The organism is Bradyrhizobium roseum (genome assembly GCF_030413175.1).
Lineage (GTDB): Bacteria > Pseudomonadota > Alphaproteobacteria > Rhizobiales > Xanthobacteraceae > Bradyrhizobium > Bradyrhizobium roseum.
In genome coordinates this window covers 1,348,030-1,370,125 of record NZ_CP129212.1, presented here as the reverse complement: position 1 = coordinate 1,370,125, position 22,096 = coordinate 1,348,030, and the positions used below count along the sequence as shown (strand labels likewise).

General features: G+C 61.1%; 17 protein-coding genes and 4 pseudogenes. 10 read left to right on the top strand and 11 right to left on the bottom strand.

Going from position 1 to position 22,096, the window contains the following annotated elements; translation table 11 throughout:
- Positions 1 to 44 precede the first annotated feature (44 nt).
- On the top strand, positions 45 to 503 hold the full coding sequence (locus QUH67_RS06430; RefSeq protein WP_300945832.1) for a hypothetical protein: 459 nt from the start codon (positions 45 to 47) through the stop codon (positions 501 to 503).
- A gap of 389 nt (positions 504 to 892) precedes the next feature.
- On the opposite strand, the gene tnpC (QUH67_RS06425) is transcribed toward QUH67_RS06430, so the two are convergent.
- The 6 genes from tnpC (QUH67_RS06425) to QUH67_RS06400 form a co-directional block, all read right to left on the bottom strand.
- A complete protein-coding gene (gene tnpC, locus QUH67_RS06425; RefSeq protein WP_300941314.1) occupies positions 893 to 2,545 on the bottom strand; it encodes an IS66 family transposase in 1,653 nt (550 codons plus the stop codon).
- A gap of 47 nt (positions 2,546 to 2,592) precedes the next feature.
- Entirely contained in the window at positions 2,593 to 2,940 is a 348-nt protein-coding gene (gene tnpB / locus QUH67_RS06420) for an IS66 family insertion sequence element accessory protein TnpB (RefSeq protein WP_300941317.1), read from the bottom strand.
- The gene (gene tnpA / locus QUH67_RS06415; RefSeq protein ID WP_300941319.1) at positions 2,937 to 3,338 is read right to left on the bottom strand and encodes an IS66-like element accessory protein TnpA; all 402 of its coding nucleotides are present in this window, start codon (positions 3,336 to 3,338) and stop codon (positions 2,937 to 2,939) included. The genes tnpB (QUH67_RS06420) and tnpA (QUH67_RS06415) overlap by 4 nt, the downstream gene beginning before the upstream one ends.
- 284 nt (positions 3,339 to 3,622) lie before the next feature.
- A complete protein-coding gene (locus QUH67_RS06410; RefSeq protein ID WP_300945831.1) occupies positions 3,623 to 4,687 on the bottom strand; it encodes an IS110 family RNA-guided transposase in 1,065 nt (354 codons plus the stop codon).
- A 540-nt stretch (positions 4,688 to 5,227) separates the two neighbouring features.
- Positions 5,228 to 6,310, bottom strand: a complete 1,083-nt coding sequence (locus QUH67_RS06405; RefSeq protein ID WP_300945830.1) for an IS110 family RNA-guided transposase — start codon at positions 6,308 to 6,310, stop codon at positions 5,228 to 5,230.
- A gap of 482 nt (positions 6,311 to 6,792) precedes the next feature.
- A complete protein-coding gene (locus QUH67_RS06400; protein WP_300945829.1) occupies positions 6,793 to 7,857 on the bottom strand; it encodes an IS110 family RNA-guided transposase in 1,065 nt (354 codons plus the stop codon).
- A 208-nt stretch (positions 7,858 to 8,065) separates the two neighbouring features.
- Between QUH67_RS06400 and tnpA (QUH67_RS06395) the strand changes: the two genes are divergently transcribed.
- The 7 genes and pseudogenes from tnpA (QUH67_RS06395) to QUH67_RS06370 form a co-directional block, all read left to right on the top strand.
- The gene (gene tnpA / locus QUH67_RS06395) at positions 8,066 to 8,944 is read left to right on the top strand and encodes an IS66 family insertion sequence element accessory protein TnpA (RefSeq protein ID WP_300945828.1); all 879 of its coding nucleotides are present in this window, start codon (positions 8,066 to 8,068) and stop codon (positions 8,942 to 8,944) included.
- A complete protein-coding gene (tnpB, locus tag QUH67_RS06390; RefSeq protein WP_300945827.1) occupies positions 8,941 to 9,294 on the top strand; it encodes an IS66 family insertion sequence element accessory protein TnpB in 354 nt (117 codons plus the stop codon). The genes tnpA (QUH67_RS06395) and tnpB (QUH67_RS06390) overlap by 4 nt, the downstream gene beginning before the upstream one ends.
- A gap of 69 nt (positions 9,295 to 9,363) precedes the next feature.
- Positions 9,364 to 10,698: pseudogene (gene tnpC / locus QUH67_RS06385) on the top strand (IS66 family transposase); the annotation flags it as partial.
- 78 nt (positions 10,699 to 10,776) lie between these two features.
- A complete protein-coding gene (gene tnpA, locus QUH67_RS35085) occupies positions 10,777 to 11,178 on the top strand; it encodes an IS66-like element accessory protein TnpA (protein WP_300941319.1) in 402 nt (133 codons plus the stop codon).
- Positions 11,175 to 11,522: an IS66 family insertion sequence element accessory protein TnpB gene (gene tnpB / locus QUH67_RS06380; RefSeq protein ID WP_300941317.1), complete on the top strand. Its 348-nt coding sequence runs from the start codon at positions 11,175 to 11,177 to the stop codon at positions 11,520 to 11,522. The genes tnpA (QUH67_RS35085) and tnpB (QUH67_RS06380) overlap by 4 nt, the downstream gene beginning before the upstream one ends.
- Before the next feature lie 47 nt (positions 11,523 to 11,569).
- Positions 11,570 to 13,222 carry an IS66 family transposase gene (gene tnpC / locus QUH67_RS06375; protein ID WP_300941314.1) on the top strand — a complete coding sequence of 551 codons (1,653 nt, stop codon included), beginning with the start codon at positions 11,570 to 11,572 and terminating at the stop codon, positions 13,220 to 13,222.
- Between the two features lie 76 nt (positions 13,223 to 13,298).
- Positions 13,299 to 13,508: pseudogene (locus tag QUH67_RS06370) on the top strand (transposase domain-containing protein); the annotation flags it as partial.
- Positions 13,509 to 13,818: 310 nt separating this feature from the next.
- Here QUH67_RS06370 and QUH67_RS06365 read toward each other — a convergent pair.
- A pseudogene (locus tag QUH67_RS06365) lies at positions 13,819 to 15,151 on the bottom strand (IS5 family transposase).
- Between the two features lie 416 nt (positions 15,152 to 15,567).
- Here QUH67_RS06365 and QUH67_RS06360 point away from each other — a divergent pair.
- Together QUH67_RS06360 and dinB are read left to right on the top strand one after the other, a co-directional pair.
- Entirely contained in the window at positions 15,568 to 17,721 is a 2,154-nt protein-coding gene (locus QUH67_RS06360; RefSeq protein ID WP_300945824.1) for an exonuclease domain-containing protein, read from the top strand.
- A 78-nt stretch (positions 17,722 to 17,799) separates the two neighbouring features.
- Positions 17,800 to 18,903, top strand: a complete 1,104-nt coding sequence (gene dinB, locus QUH67_RS06355) for a DNA polymerase IV (RefSeq protein ID WP_300945823.1) — start codon at positions 17,800 to 17,802, stop codon at positions 18,901 to 18,903.
- 33 nt (positions 18,904 to 18,936) lie between these two features.
- Here dinB and QUH67_RS06350 read toward each other — a convergent pair whose 3' ends face one another.
- The 4 genes and pseudogenes from QUH67_RS06350 to ku all read right to left on the bottom strand — a co-directional run bounded on the left by QUH67_RS06350 (position 18,937) and on the right by ku (position 21,984).
- Positions 18,937 to 19,551, bottom strand: coding sequence for a cell envelope biogenesis protein TolA (locus QUH67_RS06350; protein WP_300945822.1), 615 nt, complete (start codon positions 19,549 to 19,551; stop codon positions 18,937 to 18,939).
- 30 nt (positions 19,552 to 19,581) lie between these two features.
- Positions 19,582 to 20,046 carry a metallophosphoesterase family protein gene (locus tag QUH67_RS06345; protein ID WP_300945821.1) on the bottom strand — a complete coding sequence of 155 codons (465 nt, stop codon included), beginning with the start codon at positions 20,044 to 20,046 and terminating at the stop codon, positions 19,582 to 19,584.
- Between the two features lies 1 nt (position 20,047).
- Positions 20,048 to 20,521, bottom strand: coding sequence for an NUDIX domain-containing protein (locus QUH67_RS06340; RefSeq protein ID WP_300945820.1), 474 nt, complete (start codon positions 20,519 to 20,521; stop codon positions 20,048 to 20,050).
- Positions 20,522 to 21,056: 535 nt separating this feature from the next.
- Positions 21,057 to 21,984, bottom strand: a pseudogene (ku, locus tag QUH67_RS06335) (non-homologous end joining protein Ku).
- Between the last annotated feature and the right edge of the window lie 112 nt (positions 21,985 to 22,096).

The following is a 22,096-nucleotide window of genomic DNA, read 5'->3' as shown; positions in this document are numbered from 1 at the left end:
CACACTTTAAGTTTATCAACTATAGTATGTAAAGCTGACCGCGGATGACCGATGGCAGGCCATCTCAGTTTCTCGCCCGTTCGACGAAAGCCATAGACGAGATGACCAATAGGATTGAAGCTTTCTTCACAATTGGAAGCAGCGGACCGCTTGGCCCGGTTACCTACCGGGCAGGCTATCGCTGCAGTGAAACGGGAAATGTCGTTTGCGCGCTGGAACTTCCTGCCTCAATCGTCGAAAGCGCAATTTTTAGAGATGCGGAGCTAGCGGTGGCCATAGCGTCGGACGGACACATTCAATTTAGCCTCAGAGATGGCCTGCCATCGGTCACCGAACCGATTGACCGAGTCATCGCTCAGACCGTTTCGGTCGACAGCCTACACCTTGAGGAAATCACTTCTGCCGATTTGAATTCTCTTTTGCAACGGCTCTGTCGTTCAGTGGCTCTTGTAAGGGAAGCCATGATGCATCTGTCCGGCAAACATGCCCAAGGTCCAACGTAAGCTCTTGGGCCGAGCGGGTTAGAGTGCTTAGCGACATTGTAACGACACCGCACGTGCCGCTAGCTCCAACTCTTGGATGTGCAGACAGTGACTTAGCCGCACTCAGGCGCCATTGCTTTTATCTTGCCTTCCTAATCGGGCGGACAAAGTCAACTCCCTCCTGCAGATTTTCTCGACTCCTCGCAGAACAAGCATCGCTGCTTCCCTCCATCTACACGCACAAGTCTCGCCACAGCCGCGCTTGCGACGGGCATTCACCAGGCGGGGTCCATGCGTTCCTTCGCGTTCAGCACCAGGGCCGTCGCATGCTCTGTACGCATACGATGAAGACCGCCTGATTGACGCATGCGCGCGGGCACGGCGAGTTCTATGATGGCGATGCGTGAAGGTCAGGCGGCTCGCTGATCGGTGGGGTTGTCGGCTTGGCGCAGGAGCTTCCATTCCCATGGCAGCAGCTCGTGCAGACGGGATACGGGAAGATCGGCGATGCGGGCGAGGACGTCGGCGAGCCAGGCTTTGGGATCGACGTCGTTCAGGCGACAGGTCGTGATCATCGTCAGCATGATGGCGGCGCGGTCAGCGCCACGCAGACTGCCGGCGAAGGTCCAGTTGCGCCTTCCCAAGGCGATGCCGCGCAACGCTCTTTCGGCGGCGTTGTTGCTGAGGCAGATCCTGCCATCGTCGAGGAAGCGGGCGAAGTCGTCCCAGCGCCTGAGCATGTAGTTCATGGGCTTCAGGACCTCGGCGGAGCGCGATAGGGTTTCTCGCTCGCGGAGCAGCCAGGCGTGCATGTCGTCGAGCAGCGGCTTGCTCTGCTCTTGGCGAACGGCACGCCGTTCGTCGGCACTGCGGCCATTGATGGCGCGCTCGATCTCGAACAGGGCGTCCAGACGCCTGACCGCCTCCAGCGCGATCGGGGAGACCGGTTTGCCTTTTTGTCCGTCCCGGGCGGTTTTCTCGATATCGGCCAGTTCGAAGAAGCCCCGCCGCGCATGGGCGAAGCAAAATGCCGGCGTGATTGGCATCGCTTTCTTCTGCGGGTCGAACAGCGGCTCGAAGCCATTGTAGCAGTCGGCTTGCAGGATGCCGGTGAAGGCGGCCAGATGCTTCTGCGGATGCTCACCTCGTCGGTCGCTCGAGGCGTAATAGACCGCCGCTGGCGGCGCAGGCCCACCGTAGGGCCGGTCATCCCGCACATAGGTCCAGATTCGTCCGGTCGTGCACTTGCTCTTGGCCAGGATACGGATGGTGGTGTCGTCGCCATGCAGGCGCTCCGCCGCGAGCACATGCCGCTCGATCAGTTGGAACAGCGGCATGACGGCGAAGGTTCCGTGGCCAACCTGGTCGGCCAGCGTCGATAGCGGCAAGTCGATCCTCTCGGCCTTGAAGCGCACGCTCTGGCGATTGAGCGGGATATGCATGCCGAACTTGTCGAACAGGATCGTCGCCAGCAATTGCGGACCAATGAAGCCGCGCGGCGTGGCATGGAACGGTGCGGGCGACTGGCTGATCTTTTCGCAATCGCGGCAGGTGAACTTTTCTCGAACCGTCTCGATCAGCTTGAACCGACGCGGAATCTCCTCCAACGTCTCGGTCACATCCTCGCCCAGCTTCGCCAAGCGCGCCCCACCGCAGCAGGCGCAGGTCGTTGGCGCCTTAATGACGACCCGCTCGCGTTCGATGTCGTCCGGCCACGGCTTGCGCACCGGCCGCTTGCGCGTGAAGGCCCGAACGTTCTGTACCTTTGCAGCCGCGGCACGCGCGGCGAGTTCATCCTCACTCGCCGTGGTGATCAGCTCTTCGAGCTCCAATTCCAACTGCTCGATCAGCCGCGCCGTGCGCTCGGAGCGCGGCCCGTACAGTTCGCGTTTGAGCTTCTCGATCCGCAGCTCGAGATGCGCGATCAGCGCCTCGTTGTCCGACAGCTCCGCCTGCGCACTGGCAGCCACCGCCTCGGCTCGCAGCCGCGCCTCACGCTCGGCCTGCAGCGCCGCCAGGGCACTCGCAAGGTCCGATGGAAGATCGTCCGGCTTCGATATCATGAAGCCATTGAATCAGATCAAGCAGCAGATTCAAACCGTAAAAGCGGCTATCCGGCCCGCGTCGGCCGATGGGTTTCTTGAGGGTTACGCCAATCGATCCCGGACAGCAGATAGCTCAACTGCGCCGGCGAGATCGTTACCGATTCACCGGCAACCGATGGCCAGATGAACTTTCCTCTCTCCAGTCTTTTTGTGAACAAGCAGGCTCCCTGGCCATCGTGCCAGATCACCTTCACAAGATCGCTTCGGCGACCGCGGAACACGAACAGATGACCGCTGAGCGGGTCCTTGCGAAGAACCTCCTGCACCTGGAGTGCCAGCGATGGAAAGCCTCGGCGCATGTCCGTGTAGCCTGTCGCCAGCCACACTCGCGCGCCCGTCGGAACCGGGATCATCGGCGTACCAAAGCATCGAGAACGCGACGTAGCGCGTCTCCATCGACGTCGCCATCGACCCGGATGCAGTGCCCGCTACCAAGATCAATCTCGATGATGCCCTGGCTCTTCCGTGGACGAGCCGCCGTCGTCGTCAATGGCGCTTTGGCCACCTCCCGCGGCGGTGCAGACGGCCCAATCTCGACCGGCACGAACGGCGCTGTACTCGCTTCACCATGCTTGCAAAGCGCTTTGCGCCACCTGAACAGCTGGCTCACATGTAGGCCTGCCACGCGGGCCACCTCGGAAACACTGGCTCCGGGCTCGAGCGATGCTGCAACCAGCCGTTCCTTCTCATCCAGCGACCACCGGCGCCGCCGCGCGACCGATGTGATCACCTCCGCCCGCGAAATCGTCATAGTGCTTCTCCTAGGATTACTCCTAGGACCTGCAGCCCTCGCGTCCCTCAAACAAGACGGCCTCTGGCGGAGGGATACCATGCTCTTCATCAGGTTGGTAAACAGGGCTGTCCAAGCACTTTAGCGCTCTCATCCCCGAGGGGCGGCAGCAGGCAAGAGATAGCGGACATTCCCCGTTTCGCGGCCCCGCCAGGGGACGCTCACCGCGCGCGCGGATCTCTAATTCCCTTCCCTCCTCAGCTGCTAGGATAAACCCAGCCCTTCCCTGCTCGTATTCTCAGTCGCTACTGCGCCGGCTTCAGGCGCAGCCGTTGCGTGACCTTAGCACCAAACCCGACGTGGAAGTCGGTCTCGCTGACCCACATCCGGTGGAGAATGCCGGCGAGCTTCCGCGCCACCGCGGCAATCGCGCACAGCATGCTCGACCGTTTGGCAATTCGCAGGCCCCAAGCCCGCAAGGCGGACCATTTTCTGACCCGGAGCAGCAGACTCGCAGCTGCCTCACAGAGCGCCTCCCGCACGGAGATGTCACCCTGTTTACTGATATGACCTTCGAAGTCTATCGATGTACCGGACTGGTGGCGCCTCGGCGTCAGGCCAAAATGGGCGCCCACCGTACGTGATCGGGCAAAGCGATGGGGGTCATCGACGCCAACCTTGAATGACAAGGCCACCACTGGACCGACAGCAGGAACCGTCATCAGACGCCGGCAAACAGGATCATGCTGGACTACCTGCAGCAGCACGCGATGCAGCCGATCATAACCCTCGAGGATGGCGCGGCGCACGTCGAGCATGACCTGGATGGACATCACAAAAATCGGATCGCTGTGCTCGATCAGCTGACGGATGCGGTCCTCAAAGGCCCCTCGTGCGACGGCGCCGACGAGCAAACCATAGGCCCGCAGAGCGCCTCGAACATGGTTCTCGAGGTCAACCAATTTGCGCTTGAGCAGCTTCCGGTTGGTCAACAGCGTGCGCATTCTTTGCATGTCGATATTCTTGACATGCACGGCGCGGTACCAGCCCAACCGCATCATCTGCGCGATGCCGCGCGCATCGTTGCGGTCGGTCTTGTTGCGCATCGTCGACAGCGAGACGCGCATGTGGCGTGCCTCCACGACAACGATCGGCATCCCGGTCGGCTGCAACTCACGATACAGCCAGATGCCCAGCGATGACGCCTCGACCCCTACTCTATCGAGGCGATCCGCGTAGCCCTCAACAGCGGAGCGGATCGCCGCTGGCTCCGTGCTGACCTTGACTTCGCGGACTGTGAGACCTTCGCCATCGACGATGCAAACGCTGGTTTCTTCAAGGCCGACGTCCAATCCAACGTACAGTTTCATCGGAGCTCTCCCTTTTGGCAACGACCTTCCAAGTCGTTGCACCAGGCTCCGGATTCGGCCACCACCTTCCTATCCCCGTGCACCGATATCTCGAAGCCCGATTTGAAGAGCCGTAGTAATCGGGCGCTTATCCACTTGCTTCTTTGCCATAAAACTCTCCCTCGGCTGTATCAATCAGGCACATCGAATGACGCCAGGTGATCTGCAATGACGGGGCGCGCGTTGAAGCAGATGTAGAGCATTCTACACCAACTCCAGGCTTAGTTGGGATTCTGATTGCGCTAGAAGACGACACCTGGTGGTCCATGCAGTAGTTCGTGCTCAGCCCCGCGTGCCGCGCGGGCGCACATGTCGATGTCGGGATCACGGGGCAACACCGGCATTCCCGCGCGCTCTCAACCTCCAGGGAGGTGTCGGCGCCGGCAAGATATCGTGCTCTCCGCATCCGCTTCGATCCACCAGACGTCTGTCCGCCATGCGGCGGAACCCAAAACCATTTTCTGCCGTCAACCCGTCAGCGAGACGGCGCTCGCCAGAGCCTCAACAAGCGGCGGCGAGCGCCGTCGTCCCGCTTGCTCCGTTGCCACTATCCCCGGCTGCTGAAGAAAACCGGAATTCGCTGCCGTCCAGCCACATCCGGTGCATGATCACGGCGAGCTTCCGCGCCACTGCGACAACGGCCCGTTTGTGGCCGCGCCTGGCCGCGATCCGCATACCCCATGCCTTGACGGCGCACCATTGCTTCGAGCGCACCAGCATGGCGCTCGCCGCCTCATAAAGTACGGTGCGGACCTCTCCATCGCCGCACTTGGAGATGCGGCCCTCGATATCGATCGAATCGCCGGTCTGAATGCGTCGCGACGTCAGACCAAAATGCGCCCCAACCGTCTTCGATTTGACGAACCGGCGCGGATCATCGATCGCGGCTTTCACCGAGAGGGCCGTGACCGGACCAACGCCCGGGATCCGGCAAAAGCGCCGGCAAAGTTCGTCCCTGCCGACAATCTGGACCAGCACCTGGTGTAACCGCTTGTACTCGGCCCATAGCGCCGCCCAAGCCCGCAGCATGCACTCGGTCACCGCCGCAACCAGCGGATCAGGAGCAACCAACTCGCGGACCCGCGCCTCGAATGAGGTCCGCTGCGCACGCGGCCCAACCATTAAACCAAAGACCTTCAACGACTGGCGAACCTCGTTCTCGATGTCGAGCAGCTTGCGCTTCAAGGTGCGCCGATGCCCGAGCAACAGGCGGAGCTTGTGGCTTTCCTCGCTTTTGACATGGACCGGGCGATACCAGCCTGACCGCACCAGATGTGCTAGTCCCCGCGCATCATTCTTGTCGGTTTTGTTGCGCTGAGCATCCAGCGCGGCCGCTGCATGCCGGGTCTCTAATAGCACCATGGGCAGGCCAAGAGCGGTCAGCTTGCGATGCAGCCACGGTGCCACGCTGCCGGCCTCGTGGCCGACCCGATCGAGCCGAGGAAGGAACGGCGCCAGCGCAGCAAAGATGATAGCTGGATCTGTCGCGACGCTCACTTCGAATACGACAGAACCGTCGCGGCTGTTGACCACACAAACTGCTGTCCTGGAGCTGGAAGTATCAAGCGCTGCAGAGAGTTTCATGGCGGGACGTCCTTTTCGGCGAATCAGGATTGATCCACCGCCATGGTGCGACAATTCCGGCGAACCCGCCGCCTCTTGCTCAAGCCCGATTACGCCGCCATTCCTAATCGGGCGGGCAAAGTCAACTCCCTCCTGCAGATTTTCTCGACTCCTCGCAGACCAAGCATCGCTGCTTCCCTCCATCTACACGGACAAATCTAGCCACAGCCGCGCTTGCGACGGGCATTCACCAGGCGGGGTCCATGCGTTCCTTCGCGCTCAGCACCAGGGCCGTCGCATGCTCTTCATCAGGTTCGTAAACAGGGCTGTCCAAGCACTTTAGCGCTCTCATCCCCGAAGGGTGGCAGCAGGCAAGAGATAGCGGACATTCCCCGTTTCGCGGCCCCGCCAGGGGACGCTCACCGCGCGCGCGGATCTCTGGTTCCTTTCCCTCCTCAGCTGCTAGGATAAACCCAGCCCTTCCCTGCTCGTATTCTCAGTCGCTACTGCGCCGGCTTCAGGCGCAGCCGTTGCGTGACCTTAGCACCAAACCCGACGTGGAAGTCGGTCTCGCTGACCCACATCCGGTGGAGAATGCCGGCGAGCTTCCGCGCCACCGCGGCAATCGCGCACAGCATGCTCGACCGTTTGGCAATTCGCAGGCCCCAAGCCCGCAAGGCGGACCATTTTCTGACCCGGAGCAGCAGACTCGCAGCTGCCTCACAGAGCGCCTCCCGCACGGAGATGTCACCCTGTTTACTGATATGACCTTCGAAGTCTATCGATGTACCGGACTGGTGGCGCCTCGGCGTCAGGCCAAAATGGGCGCCCACCGTACGTGATCGGGCAAAGCGATGGGGGTCATCGACGCCAACCTTGAATGACAAGGCCACCACTGGACCGACAGCAGGAACCGTCATCAGACGCCGGCAAACAGGATCATGCTGGACTACCTGCAGCAGCACGCGATGCAGCCGATCATAACCCTCGAGGATGGCGCGGCGCACGTCGAGCATGACCTGGATGGACATCACAAAAATCGGATCGCTGTGCTCGATCAGCTGACGGATGCGGTCCTCAAAGGCCCCTCGTGCGACGGCGCCGACGAGCAAACCATAGGCCCGCAGAGCGCCTCGAACATGGTTCTCGAGGTCAACCAATTTGCGCTTGAGCAGCTTCCGGTTGGTCAACAGCGTGCGCATTCTTTGCATGTCGATATTCTTGACATGCACGGCGCGGTACCAGCCCAACCGCATCATCTGCGCGATGCCGCGCGCATCGTTGCGGTCGGTCTTGTTGCGCATCGTCGACAGCGAGACGCGCATGTGGCGTGCCTCCACGACAACGATCGGCATCCCGGTCGGCTGCAATTCACGATACAGCCAGATGCCCAGCGATGACGCCTCGACCCCTACCCTATCGAGGCGATCCGCGTAGCCCTCAACAGCGGAGCGGATCGCCGCTGGCTCCGTGCTGACCTTGACTTCGCGGACCGTGAGACCCTGGCTGTCGAGGATGCAAACGCTGGTTTCTTCGATGCCGACGTCCAATCCAACGTAACATTTCATCGGAGCTCTCCTTTTTGGCAAAGACCTCCCAAGTCGTTGCACCAGCCTCCGGATTCGGCCACGGCCGCGTTACCGCCGTGCACCGGTATCTCGAAGCCCGATTTGAAGAGCCCTACACCCCTATCCTGTAACCGTCCGGTTCTCGCACGTCTTTCGAGAATGTCTTGTCGTTCCATATTCCATTCTCCTGCAGCATGGAGGATCTCTTGTGGGGCGGAAACAATATGAGAACACGGCGCGCCGAACCTGGCGGTCGGTGCACATCGAGGCGTGGCGTAGAAGCGGCCTCAGCCGGCGCAGTTATTGCCGTCAGCACGGCCTGGATCAGGGCACTTTTGCACGCTGGCTAAGCGTCCTCGTCGACGCTGAAGCCCTTAGAGTACAAGCCGAATTAAAGCGTGAGGAGCGTCGTTTGCGGCGACCTCTCAAGTTGTCCAGCGACGCGCGCAGCCGTGCCGTCCAGGCGTTCTGGGCGATGCATGTGGAGGCGATGACGTGGTCCGGAATGAGCGTGCGGGCGTATGCCAAGGCCCATGGAATATCGCGTTTTGGCCTGCAGCGGTGGCGCGATCTAATCGACGCCAACGAGGTGGAAATCGACTGGCGAGCGCAGCTGCACCCCAGTGCCCGCGCGCAAATAAGCACTAGTGCTAAGGGTAGTGCTAAGGAGACGGACAGCAAATCGGTCTTGACAACGCCAACGGTTGGCGACGCGGAAACACCCGTGAAGTCGACCCGGCGCAACTTCACTGCCGTGGAAAAGCTTGCGATCGTGCTCGAGGTTGATCGCACGGGGCAGACGGTATCATCGGTGGCGCGGCGGCATCGGATCGTTACCAGCGTGCTGTTCCGATGGCGCGTCGAGCTCGGCTTTGGCAAGCCAAAGCGGTCAAAATTGGTCCGGGTCGAGCTCGCAAGCGATGCGTCGGGCGCTTCGTCGGCCCCGCTCGTTCTCCATGATTTGTTGCAGCCGCCAGACGGCATGGCGGTGGTCGAACTGCCCAACGGACGACGCGTCTTCGCGCCCGCCGGTGCTGATCCGGACGTCGTCCGGCGACATGTTGCCGACCGGGAGACCGCATCATGATGATCGTTCCCGCGGGCGTGAAGGTGCATCTGGCTCTGGGGTACACCGACATGAGAAAGGGGCTGGATGGGCTCGCGACGATTGTCCAGGAAACGTTGAAGAAAGATCCATTCTCCGGCCATCTGTTTGCCTTCCGAGGCAAGCGGGCGAGCATGCTGAAGATCCTGTTCTGGGACGGCAACGGACTTTGTCTGTTCACCAAAAGGCTCGATCAAGGCGGCTTCATCTGGCCCAGAATGAGCGAACCCGGCGGTACGGTCACGCTGTCACCAGCGCAACTCGCCATGCTGATCGAGGGTATCGACTGGCGCACACCGGAGCGCCGATGGCGGCCCGCAATCGCGGGCTGAGAATGTAAAAACATCTTGGAATAAAGCGAATTTGATTCTTCGAATCAGCACGTCCGAGTAGGATCGGACATGCAGCTTGATCTCAACAATCTGCCGTCGGACCCAGCGCTTCTGCACCGTCTGGTGCGCGACATCGCCTCGCTCATCGAGCACCGAAACACTGAGATCGAGCGTCTTCGTCTGATCATCAAACAGCTTCAGCGCGCCCAGTATGGGCGTCGCTCCGAGCGTCTCGACAGTGATCAGTTCGCGCTCGGACTCGAAGATCTCGACACCGATTTGGCGGTTGCCGAGACCGATCCTGCCCCAATCACACCACACGCGCCGGCTCCGGATGCACCGCCGCAACGCAGGTCGCTGCCCGCTCATCTGCCGCGCGACGAGGTCGTTCTCGGCACCGGTGGCGAGGCATGCGGGGGCTGCGGCGGAGCTTTGCATGCCATCGGCGAGAGCGTCAGCGAGATGCTGGACTGGGTGCCGGCCCAGCTGCGCGTCGCGCGCATCCGCCGTCCGAAATTTGCCTGCCGCGCATGCGGAACGGTCACCCAGGCCCCTGCTCCCGAGCGGCCGATCGCTGGTGGTCTGGCCACACCGGCCCTGCTCGCCCAGGTACTGGTCAGCAAGTATTGCGATCACACGCCGCTCTATCGCCAAGCGCAGATTTTTGCGCGCCACGGCGTCGAAGTGGAGCGCTCGACCCTGGCTGGCTGGGTGGGCGGAGCCTGCTGGTGGTTCGAGAGTTTGCACGAACGGCTGTGCAAGAACGTGTTCGCCTCCGATCATCTTTTTGCGGACGACACCCCGATCCCGGTGCTCGATCCAGGACGGGGACGAACGAAAACGGGACGATTATGGGTCTATGCCCGCGATCAACACGGCTGGGGTGGACCGGCGCCACCGGCAGCAGTTTATCTGTTTGCACCGGACCGAAAGGCCGAGCGTCCCGCCGCGCATCTCGAGCGCTTCAAAGGCGTGCTGCATGTCGATGGCTATGCCGGCTTCGAGCGGCTGACCGGCAATGGCGACATCATTCTCGCCGCCTGTTGGGCCCATACCAGACGCAAGTTCTATGAAATTGCTGAAGCCGACGGCGCTCCCCTAGCGCGGGAAGCACTGCGCCGCATCGGCGCAATCTATGCCGTCGAGGTCAGAATCCGCGGTCAATCGCCGGCGTATCGGCAGGCTGCGCGGCGCTCATTATCCAAGCCGCACGTCGACAGCTTCCGGCTTTGGATGGGGACGCAGCTTCCCTTGCTACCCGACCGTGCCAAGCTCGCCGAGGCGATGCGCTACGCACTCTCGCGATGGGATGGGCTGACGCGCTTCCTGCATGATGGCCGCGTTGAACTCGACACCAATCCGGTCGAACGCGCGATCCGCCCTGTCGCCCTCGGCCGCAAGAACGTATCCCTCCGCCAGAGGCCGTCTTGTTTGAGGGACGCGAGGGCTGCAGGTCCTAGGAGTAATCCTAGGAGAAGCACTATGACGATTTCGCGGGCGGAGGTGATCACATCGGTCGCGCGGCGGCGCCGGTGGTCGCTGGATGAGAAGGAACGGCTGGTTGCAGCATCGCTCGAGCCCGGAGCCAGTGTTTCCGAGGTGGCCCGCGTGGCAGGCCTACATGTGAGCCAGCTGTTCAGGTGGCGCAAAGCGCTTTGCAAGCATGGTGAAGCGAGTACAGCGCCGTTCGTGCCGGTCGAGATTGGGCCGTCTGCACCGCCGCGGGAGGTGGCCAAAGCGCCATTGACGACGACGGCGGCTCGTCCACGGAAGAGCCAGGGCATCATCGAGATTGATCTTGGTAGCGGGCACTGCATCCGGGTCGATGGCGACGTCGATGGAGACGCGCTACGTCGCGTTCTCGATGCTTTGGTACGCCGATGATCCCGGTTCCGACGGGCGCGCGAGTGTGGCTGGCGACAGGCTACACGGACATGCGCCGAGGCTTTCCATCGCTGGCACTCCAGGTGCAGGAGGTTCTTCGCAAGGACCCGCTCAGCGGTCATCTGTTCGTGTTCCGCGGTCGCCGAAGCGATCTTGTGAAGGTGATCTGGCACGATGGCCAGGGAGCCTGCTTGTTCACAAAAAGACTGGAGAGAGGAAAGTTCATCTGGCCATCGGTTGCCGGTGAATCGGTAACGATCTCGCCGGCGCAGTTGAGCTATCTGCTGTCCGGGATCGATTGGCGTAACCCTCAAGAAACCCATCGGCCGACGCGGGCCGGATAGCCGCTTTTACGGTTTGAATCTGCTGCTTGATCTGATTCAATGGCTTCATGATATCGAAGCCGGACGATCTTCCATCGGACCTTGCGAGTGCCCTGGCGGCGCTGCAGGCCGAGCGTGAGGCGCGGCTGCGAGCCGAGGCGGTGGCTGCCAGTGCGCAGGCGGAGCTGTCGGACAACGAGGCGCTGATCGCGCATCTCGAGCTGCGGATCGAGAAGCTCAAACGCGAACTGTACGGGCCGCGCTCCGAGCGCACGGCGCGGCTGATCGAGCAGTTGGAATTGGAGCTCGAAGAGCTGATCACCACGGCGAGTGAGGATGAACTCGCCGCGCGTGCCGCGGCTGCAAAGGTACAGAACGTTCGGGCCTTCACGCGCAAGCGGCCGGTGCGCAAGCCGTGGCCGGACGACATCGAACGCGAGCGGGTCGTCATTAAGGCGCCAACGACCTGCGCCTGCTGCGGTGGGGCGCGCTTGGCGAAGCTGGGCGAGGATGTGACCGAGACGTTGGAGGAGATTCCGCGTCGGTTCAAGCTGATCGAGACGGTTCGAGAAAAGTTCACCTGCCGCGATTGCGAAAAGATCAGCCAGTCGCCCGCACCGTTCCATGCCACGCCGCGCGGCTTCATTGGTCCGCAATTGCTGGCGACGATCCTGTTCGACAAGTTCGGCATGCATATCCCGCTCAATCGCCAGAGCGTGCGCTTCAAGGCCGAGAGGATCGACTTGCCGCTATCGACGCTGGCCGACCAGGTTGGCCACGGAACCTTCGCCGTCATGCCGCTGTTCCAACTGATCGAGCGGCATGTGCTCGCGGCGGAGCGCCTGCATGGCGACGACACCACCATCCGTATCCTGGCCAAGAGCAAGTGCACGACCGGACGAATCTGGACCTATGTGCGGGATGACCGGCCCTACGGTGGGCCTGCGCCGCCAGCGGCGGTCTATTACGCCTCGAGCGACCGACGAGGTGAGCATCCGCAGAAGCATCTGGCCGCCTTCACCGGCATCCTGCAAGCCGACTGCTACAATGGCTTCGAGCCGCTGTTCGACCCGCAGAAGAAAGCGATGCCAATCACGCCGGCATTTTGCTTCGCCCATGCGCGGCGGGGCTTCTTCGAACTGGCCGATATCGAGAAAACCGCCCGGGACGGACAAAAAGGCAAACCGGTCTCCCCGATCGCGCTGGAGGCGGTCAGGCGTCTGGACGCCCTGTTCGAGATCGAGCGCGCCATCAATGGCCGCAGTGCCGACGAACGGCGTGCCGTTCGCCAAGAGCAGAGCAAGCCGCTGCTCGACGACATGCACGCCTGGCTGCTCCGCGAGCGAGAAACCCTATCGCGCTCCGCCGAGGTCCTGAAGCCCATGAACTACATGCTCAGGCGCTGGGACGACTTCGCCCGCTTCCTCGACGATGGCAGGATCTGCCTCAGCAACAACGCCGCCGAAAGAGCGTTGCGCGGCATCGCCTTGGGAAGGCGCAACTGGACCTTCGCCGGCAGTCTGCGTGGCGCTGACCGCGCCGCCATCATGCTGACGATGATCACGACCTGTCGCCTGAACGACGTCGATCCCAAAGCCTGGCTCGCCGACGTCCTCGCCCGCATCGCCGATCTTCCCGTATCCCGTCTGCACGAGCTGCTGCCATGGGAATGGAAGCTCCTGCGCCAAGCCGACAACCCCACCGATCAGCGAGCCGCCTGACCTTCACGCATCGCCATCATAGAACTCGCCGTGCCCGCGCGCATGCGTCAATCAGGCGGTCTTCATCGTATGCGTACGCAAGAACCACCTTTTTGCCGGAAGCGACGGCGGCGGGACACGCTGGGCTATCCTTTGTTCGCTGATCGAAACCTGCAAGCTGAACGACGTTGAACCGTACCATTATCTGCGCGACGTGCTCACGCGGATGGTCGACGGATATCCCGTGACCCGCCTCGACGAGTTACTGCCGTGGGCCTGGAAAATCGAAAATCCTGTCAAGGGATGAGGTCAGGTGCAAGCTCCGGACGCTTACCCTATCCTGCCCCGTCTTCCGTCTCCAAATTTTTGTGGCTTGGCTTTGGCTCGAATTACCAACGCGCTAGGTCGCGCGCAGTAACGGTCACGTCGTCGTCGCTCGCGTCAACCGACGAGATGCGAGCGCGGGCGAGCAAAGATGGCGCGCGATTTCGTTGTCGAGGCCGAGCGGGCGGGTCGTTCCGTGGTGTCGGGAGATCATTTTTCACTGGCCCCTCACGCCCACAGTCGCGGCGTGCGGGTAGAATTGGCGGCCCTACGCGGGAAGAATTAGTCGTCCGTTAAGAAGCTGAATTGAGCGGGGCTGGACAGGCGAGCGTTCGCGATAGCTGGGCCAGGAACATGCACAAGAGTTCTCTGAGCCAGGCGAGAATGCGGCGGAAGTTGTGGCCCACTGCTGAGAGGACGACGTTGGCGGCATCGCCGTCGCGGCCCTTGAGGTAGCAGCGTCCGAGGTGGCCTTCCGCCTTGAGGTGTCCGATGATGGGCTCGATGGCGGAGCGGCGGCGCAGCTCGCGCTTGATGACACCGAAGACGCCGCGCTTCTGGCCTGAGATGAAGACGCGACGTGGATTTTGGGCGTCGTGGCCGCGGTATCCCTTGTCGACATAGGCCCGCTCGATCGGACAGCCGGTGAGCGAGGACGTCCCGCAGGGTGTGACCGTCATAGGGGTTATCGGGCAGCGCCCTGGCGTGGAGCACGAACAGTCCACCGGGAGCCCGGCGGTTGTTGGTGACGATGGAAGCCTTCACTCCGAACTCGTAAGGTGCGCTGGCCTTGCCCTTGCCGATGCACTCGACCTCCGGAGCATGGAAGGAATACAGCTTCCAGCCGCGCTGGCGCTGCTGCTGCGAGCGGATCTGGGTGGCTCGGCTCAGTGGGAGGGCGAACGCCTCCTCCAGGGCTGGCTGGCCCTCGATCTTGCGGCGGATGTCCCGGATGATGCGGCCGAGCCGGCTGCGCAGGATGCGCAATTGCCGCTGATGCCGCCTGAACTGTTTGGCATGGGCGTAGCGGCCCGCCATCATCGCCGCGGCCTTGGCTACGCGAGAATAGGATTGCCACAGCCTGACGCCGTGCCTTCTTGCCAGGCGGCTGAGACCCTTGATGGCCGCATGAAGCAGCTTGGCGTCGGTCGGGAAGGTGATGGCCTTCGGCTGCACCGTGGTGTCGACCGTGACCCGCTTGAGGTCCTGGCCGCGTAACGCGCCGGCCTCGTGCGCCACCCGCAGGCTCTCAGCCAACAGCAACTCCAGTCTGTCGCCGAGCCGCTTGCGCCAATGGCTCAGGTCCGACCGCTCGTGCGGGAAGGCGTGCTGGAAAAACTCTTCTCCGGTGAAGAACTGGAAATACGGGTCGTGGACCCAGCGCTCACACACTCCCTCATCGGACAGCCCATAGATGTGCTTGAGCAGCAACAGCCCGATCATGAAGCGGGTCTCGATCCCCGGCCGTCCGTTCTCGCTGTAGAGCGGTGCGATCTCGCCGTCGATCCAGTCCCAATCGATCTTGCCGGCAAGCAGAACCAGTTCGTGCTTCAGGTTGATGATCTGGTCCAACCGCGCCCGGAACAGATCGTTCGATCCCGTCGTCGTGTGCTTCTTCGGCCGCATCGTCCCCTCCGATGCACCACAGAATCATGGCCCGCCGCGAAAGGGAATCCAAAAACGAAATTGCAGGGTTTTGGGTTCTCAAGCCCCCAATCCCTGCAATCTCAAATGCCGGCGCATCCGAAAAACAGAATCCCCCTCAATCGGTTAGAGGCTTGTTCACGGACGACGAATTAAAGCGAGGACTCAACCTGCTGACCGACATATGCCGGAGCGCCGGCTGGCCGTCCATTATACTAGTCACGCATCCGAACAACTAAGGTAGGCAGCGGATGCCCCTCTTACGGGAGCATGCAGCTGAACGCGGACTTCAGTGCGGTCCGTGCGGAAGCGGGCCTATCGGCCCGACTATTGACTTTCAATGTCACTTCCGAACAAAAGTAGAACATCCTCTGATTCCGGCCAAGAAAGGGCGCGCCGTGAAGCTGCCGATATTGCCCGCCTTTTACTACCTCGATCACTTCACGGAGATGCTCGGCTTCGTACAGAGGACGTACGGGTCGATCCTTACGGAAGAACACTGCGCCTTCATCGCTCGCTTCGAGGGCCTCTCGAGAGACGCCCGCTGTCTGTTGATCCGGATGGTCAATCGGCGTGGTGCGATTTTCAACCGATCGCTATTCAATTACCCCGAGATCACCGACATCGAACGCGCAGCAGCCGAACTAATGGCAGTTGGTCATGCCCGAGCACTTTGCGAACCTGACTACGGAGCATTCGTCGCCTGCCTTCCAAAAGATATTCTCATTAGAGGGACGCAGGCCGCCGGAAGAAAGGACGTCCGGAAGTCGTGGTCGAAGGGGAAACTTATCGACTATTATCTCGACAAGATCCCCTTCTCAGTTGCCGCGCAACATTGCGGCGCCCACAAATTCATCGCACTCGACAACACGCGACCTATCGAATTCCTGCTCTACCTCTATTTCGGCAAGACCGAGGTCAGCCTGAAGAATTTCGCGCTACGCGACCTTGGTATCCTCCGCACCAACCGCGAGACCTCCTTTAGTGCGCGGTTCGCCGACGGCCAGGAGGCACTAGCCTCCTTCCATTACAGCCAGATCATTGACCGTCTCGAGGTGAAATCAGAGATCGCCTATCGACAGGCTGCAATTGATATTTTCGCGGGCCCGGTTTGCGGGACCGATTATGCCGCCGATCTTCGCAGCCAAGCGGCATATCGCACCGGACAATTTTTCGAGAAGAACGATCCGCCTCTCGCACGGCAACTTTATCGGGCCGGCTCTTCACCGGACTGCAATGAGCGTCTGGTGCGCTTGCTCTACATCGAAGGCGACCGCGACGAAGCCGAAGAAGTCCTACAACGGATGATCGATGACCCGGTCAGCGACGGGGAGCATCTTTTTGCCACGGATTTCTACGCCCGCAAGTTTGGAGGGCGGCGCACCGGGCTCTACACGGAATTGCTCCGCTCGGGTCGCGTGATCACGGTCGACGATACTCACCGCGGCAATCCCGAAGCGGGCGTCGCCGGCGTGCTGCGACGCGAAGGTGTCCAGGTTTTCTTCGCGGAGAACGTACTTTGGCACACCCTATTCGGCTTGCTTTTCTGGGATGAACTTTTCGAAACGGCTCATTTGGCGAGCGGCTTCGACTGGGTGCCGCATTGCTTGAAGGACCGCAGCTTCTCCCGATTGTTCGCCTCGACGATCGAGGAGAAGTTGGACGCCATCAGATCCAATACTGCCTTTCCGTTGATCCTCCGCACGGTGGCGACAAGATGGGGGCGCCCCAACGGTATCTTCGCCTGGGACCATGTGCAGGTCGAAGCACTACGCGCGTTGCTCGAGGGGGCAGATCCAGGCGGCGTCGCCAGGATCGTCCATGCCATGTGTTGCGATTTCAGTGGCATGAAAGACGGCTTCCCCGACCTGATGCTTGTGCGCGAAAGCAACGCCTCGTTCATGGAAATCAAGGCGGAAGGCGATGTGATCCGGCGCAATCAGCTCACCCGGCTTCATCAACTCGGCGCCGCCGGCATCATCGCCGAGATCGGTCGGGTCGACTATCGATTTGACCCCGAGCAGGACTACGTCGTGGTCGACATCGAGACCACCGGCGCCTGGGCGAATGGCGACCGCATCACCGAAATTGGCGCGGTGAAAGTGCGTAACCATCGCGTTATCGACGAGTGGCACAGCCTCGTTAACCCCCAGCGTTCCATTCCGGCGAAGATTGTTCAGCTGACCGGAATCACGAACGAGATGGTGAACGGTTCGCCCTTGTTCGTAGAAGTTGCCGACAGCTTCATGGAATTCATGGCGGACGGCATCTTCGTCGCTCACAATGTCAACTTTGACTACGGCTTCATCGCCTACGAATTCGAACGCCTGGAACGACGTTTTCGTTTTCCGAAGCTTTGCACGTGCGCCGGGATGCGCCGACGCTATCCAGGTCATAAGTCGTACAGCCTCGGAAAACTGTGCGAAATCTACCAGATAGAGCTCGAGAATCACCATCGGGCACTATGCGACGCGCGGGCTTCCGTTCATCTTCTGAACCTGATCAACCGCAAGCGCGACGAGGAAGTCGCGCAAAGCGCGGAAGCGGCCTAGCGGATTGGATCGAGGTTGCATTTTTTCGAAGGACCGCAGCCGCCGCGATACAAGACTTAGGTCTCGATGGCATCGCTCATGAACGAATTGGAGCAGCAACACCCGGCCGCCGCTGCGAGCCCTCGCAAGATCATCCACGTCGACATGGATGCATTCTATGCCTCGGTCGAACAGCGGGACAACCCAGCCCTTCGCGGCAAGCCGGTGGCTGTCGGCGGTTCGGCGGAGCGCGGCGTCGTGGCCGCTGCAAGCTACGAGGCTCGAAAGTTCGGCGTCCGATCGGCTATGCCGTCGGTGACTGCGAAGCGGCTATGTCCAGGCTTGATATTCGTGAAACCGCGATTCGAGGTCTACAAGGCGATCAGCCGGCAGGTCCGCGACATCTTCGCCGAGCACACCGCCATCATCGAGCCGTTATCGTTGGACGAGGCTTATCTCGACGTCACGGAAAACATTCAGGCGATCCCTCTGGCGCGCGACATCGCACTGCGGATACGCGAGAAGATCAAGGCCGAGACCGACCTTAACGCGTCGGCTGGTATCAGCTACAATAAATTCCTAGCCAAACTCGCCTCCGACCACAGAAAGCCGAACGGCCAGTACGTCATCTCGCCGGAAATGGGCGCTGCATTCGTGGAGACGCTGCCCGTCGGCAAATTTCACGGCATCGGCCCTGCGACAAGCGCGAAGTTCAACGCGTTGGGGATTTTCACCGGCCTCGACATTCGCAATCAAACACTTGCCTTTCTGCAAGAAAATTTCGGCAAGTCCGGCGCCTACTATTACTACATCTCGCGCGGCGTCGACGATCGCCCCGTGCGTGCCGATCGAATCCGCAAGTCTGTAGGCGCCGAGAACACCTTCTCCAGCGACCTGGTCGACTTCGACGCCATGGTCGGCGAATTGCGGCCCTTAGCCGACAAAGTCTGGCGGCATTGCGAGACCACTGGCAACCGTGGGCGAACGGTAACGCTGAAGGTCAAGTTCTCTGACTTTGAGATTATCACGCGTGCACGATCCGTTTCGGACCCGATTTCTAGTCGGGACGAGCTGGCGCGTATTGCGATTAGCCTACTGCAGGCAGAGATGCCGCTGCCAAAGTCGGTGCGACTACTTGGGATATCTTTGTCTTCTCTTCAGAACGAGGAAAGCAGCGCTCCTCAGTTGGATCTACCTATATGAAGCCCTCAGGCCAACGTTTTATTAGGTATCGCATCAGATCCTGGCACGTTTCAGCGCAGCTTCCAGCTTACGTCTCTCCTTCTCCCAGCGTTGATTTTCCGTCCGAACCATTTGCTCGAGGGCCTCGATCTCGTTTCTAAGATCAGTCGTAGCCCTGGTGTGTCTTTCACGGGCGACATTGAGCGCGTTTTCCGCCTTTTCGACGACTGCCTGCCGGCGCTTGCGCTCCTTCTCGCGGATGGCTTCTTCCCGCGCACGTTCGCGATCGCGCTGCTTTTGCTCTCTCACATAAGCGACCGCGGCCGCACGCTCCGCCGCCTTGTCGCCCGCGGGCTTGAACCGCTTAGGCGCCTTGCTTGTCGTCGATTTGCGAGTGGACTTCTTCGATCGTCCATCTTCGATGGCGGTCGGCAGGTCCGCATTTTGCTTGAAGGGACCATTCGAGCCAACCGGACGCTTAAGGACGACGCCCGGCATTTCCATCGTTGCGGCGACGACGTCCGGGTCCTCGCTTTGCCGGGCGACGCCCTGGTGAAACAAATTGCTATCCGCGCCCCAGGCGTCCAGCGCCGCCTTCATCGATGGCGCGGCAATTGCCAGATCGAAGAATCCGAGCGAAGTCTCATAGGTCTTCAGCTTTCTGGCCATCTGTCTAACAATTTTCCCGGTCTTCGCGCTTCAGCTAACGGCCAGATCAAGAAGCTTCCAATCCATGCCACCTTCAGATGTGATTGCAAGCGTCGCAAGGGTGATCGGCAGCTTGAAGCGCCGTGGGCCCGCGCTGCCCGGGTTGAGGTAGAGGACGCCGTCGACCGTTTCGATCTTCGGCATGTGGGAATGCCCGGAAACGACCACGTCGACGCCGGACAGGGAGTCGGTGCGCAGCGTCTTCAGGTCGTGCAGGACAGAAATCGTTTTACCGGCGAGACGCACGACTTCGGTATCGGCGTACTCGCAGGCCCATTCGCCGTCATCGACGTTCCCCCGGATTGCAGTGACGGGGGCAATCTTGCGAAGCGAAGCGATGATCTCAGGACGGCCAATGTCGCCGGCGTGAATGATGTGATCGACCCCCGCCAGGCGATCTTCTGCCTCCGCCCTTAGCAGCCCGTGCGTGTCTGAGATGATCCCGATCGTGAACATATCATCCTTCGACGCTATTGTCGGCCGCGATTGCCAGAAGGCGATCGAGAAGCTCCACCTGCGCAGCAATCAGCTTGGTTCGAGCGAACTCGATATCAAACCATTCCGCGCGATCGACTTCGGGAAAGATTTGCCGCCGACCGCTTCGGGGCGGCCACTCGATCTCAAACGTGTTGCTGGCCAGCGCCGTCGGGTCGAATTCGCCTTCACCGACGAATGCGATGACGCGCTTCCCGCCTCGTTGTCGGACTTCTCCCACTGCCGTTAATGGTCCGATCGAAGCGGCCGGACCGAGCTCCTCCGAAAATTCCCGTCGGGCGGTCTGCTGCGGATCATCCGTGCCATCGACTTCCCCCTTCGGGATTGACCAAGCGCCATTGTCCTTGTTGCGCCAATAGGGCCCGCCCGGGTGTACGAGCAGCACTTCGAGACGTCCAGCGCCCTTGCGGTAGGCGAGAATGCCCGCGCTCAACATCGATCTTGGAGATCGCGCAACCATATTACTCTCATGCGGCGCTATCTGACCTCAAAGGAGGTCGGACGATCCAAGCGCGAAGTCTAGCTAATTCATCAGCAACGAAGGTTGAAGACAAGACGTCACCGCAGCCGGCACTCTTACCTCAGGTAGTGCGCGATATCGCCGGGGCCGCAGGCCCCGATCAGGCGTGCGCCAATGGGCGCATCGCCCTCCAGAAATGGCACCCGCAAGAGCGTGAGCATAGCGACGCCGAAGGCGGCACGCGGGACCGAGTGCAGCGACGAGACCGGTTGAAAGGGCACCCGGGACAGGGGCAGTGATAGCGACGCCGGCATGATTCATGACGGCGGGACCCTGTCCCGAGTGCCCCCGGCGAGGAGCACCGCAGCTCTGCGCGAGGGATCGAAGCCGGAGGTCGAGACGCGGAGTGGCTCGGTTCACGAGAGCCCGGTCCGCGACCAGCGGACGCGCCCAGCCCCAACGAAGAATGGCACCCCACTTCTTCCGCCTTGGGGAACGCTTCGCGATTGTCCTAAGCCGACTTCCGCTGCCTGGCCGCAGGTCTCTTGGTTGCCGTTTCCTTTGCAGGCTTCTTGCCGGCGATCGGCATCAGCATTTCCTTCTGACCGCTGGCGACCTTACGCGGCTTCTTGGCCGGCTTCTTCGCTGGAGCGGCTGCCGCCGCACTACTGCCGAGACTCTTGCGCAGCGCGTCCATCAGATCCACCACGTTCTCGCCCCGAGGTCGCGCTTTCTCGGCAATGGGTTTGCCGGCGCGCTTCTGGTTGATGAGATCGATGAGGGCCGTTTCGTACTGGTCTTCGAACTTGTCCGGCTCGAAATGACCCGCCTTCTGATTGACGATGTGCCTGGCGAGATCGAGCATGTCCTTGGTGACTTTGACGTCCTGGATCTCGCTAAAATACTCGTCCGCGGCACGCACCTCGTAGGGATAGCGCAGCAGCGTTCCCATCAGCCCCTTGTCCAGAGGCTCCAGCGCAACGATGTGTTCGCGGTTTGTGAGGACGACGCGTCCAATGGCGACCTTGTTCATCTCGCGGATGGTTTCGCGGATCAATGCGAAGGCGTCGTGGCCGACCTTGCCGTCTGGACACAGATAGTAGGGACGGATCACATACCGCGAGTCGATTTTGCTGCGGTCCACGAACTCATCGATTTCAATCGTTCGCGTCGATTCCAGCGCGACGTTCTCGAGCTCTTCCTTAGTCACTTCGATGAAGATGTCGGTGTCGACCTTATAGCCCTTGACGATGTCCTCATTGGCTACCTCCTCGCCGGTATCAGCGTCCACTTTGGCATACTTGATGCGGTGGCCGGTCTTCCGGTTGAGCTGGTTGAAGGTGACTTTTTCGGATTCCGAAGTGGCCGGATAGAGCGCTACCGGACAAGGTGACGAGAGAAAGGCGCAGGAAGCCTTTCCAATTTGCGCGCGGGGCCATGGCGGGGAACTCCAACACTGATGCCGGATTCAAGACGATCCAGCCAGCCTTGTTCCGACACGCCTGACCGAGCCGGGACCCAATATTTTTAACGGGCCTCCTCCTATCCCTA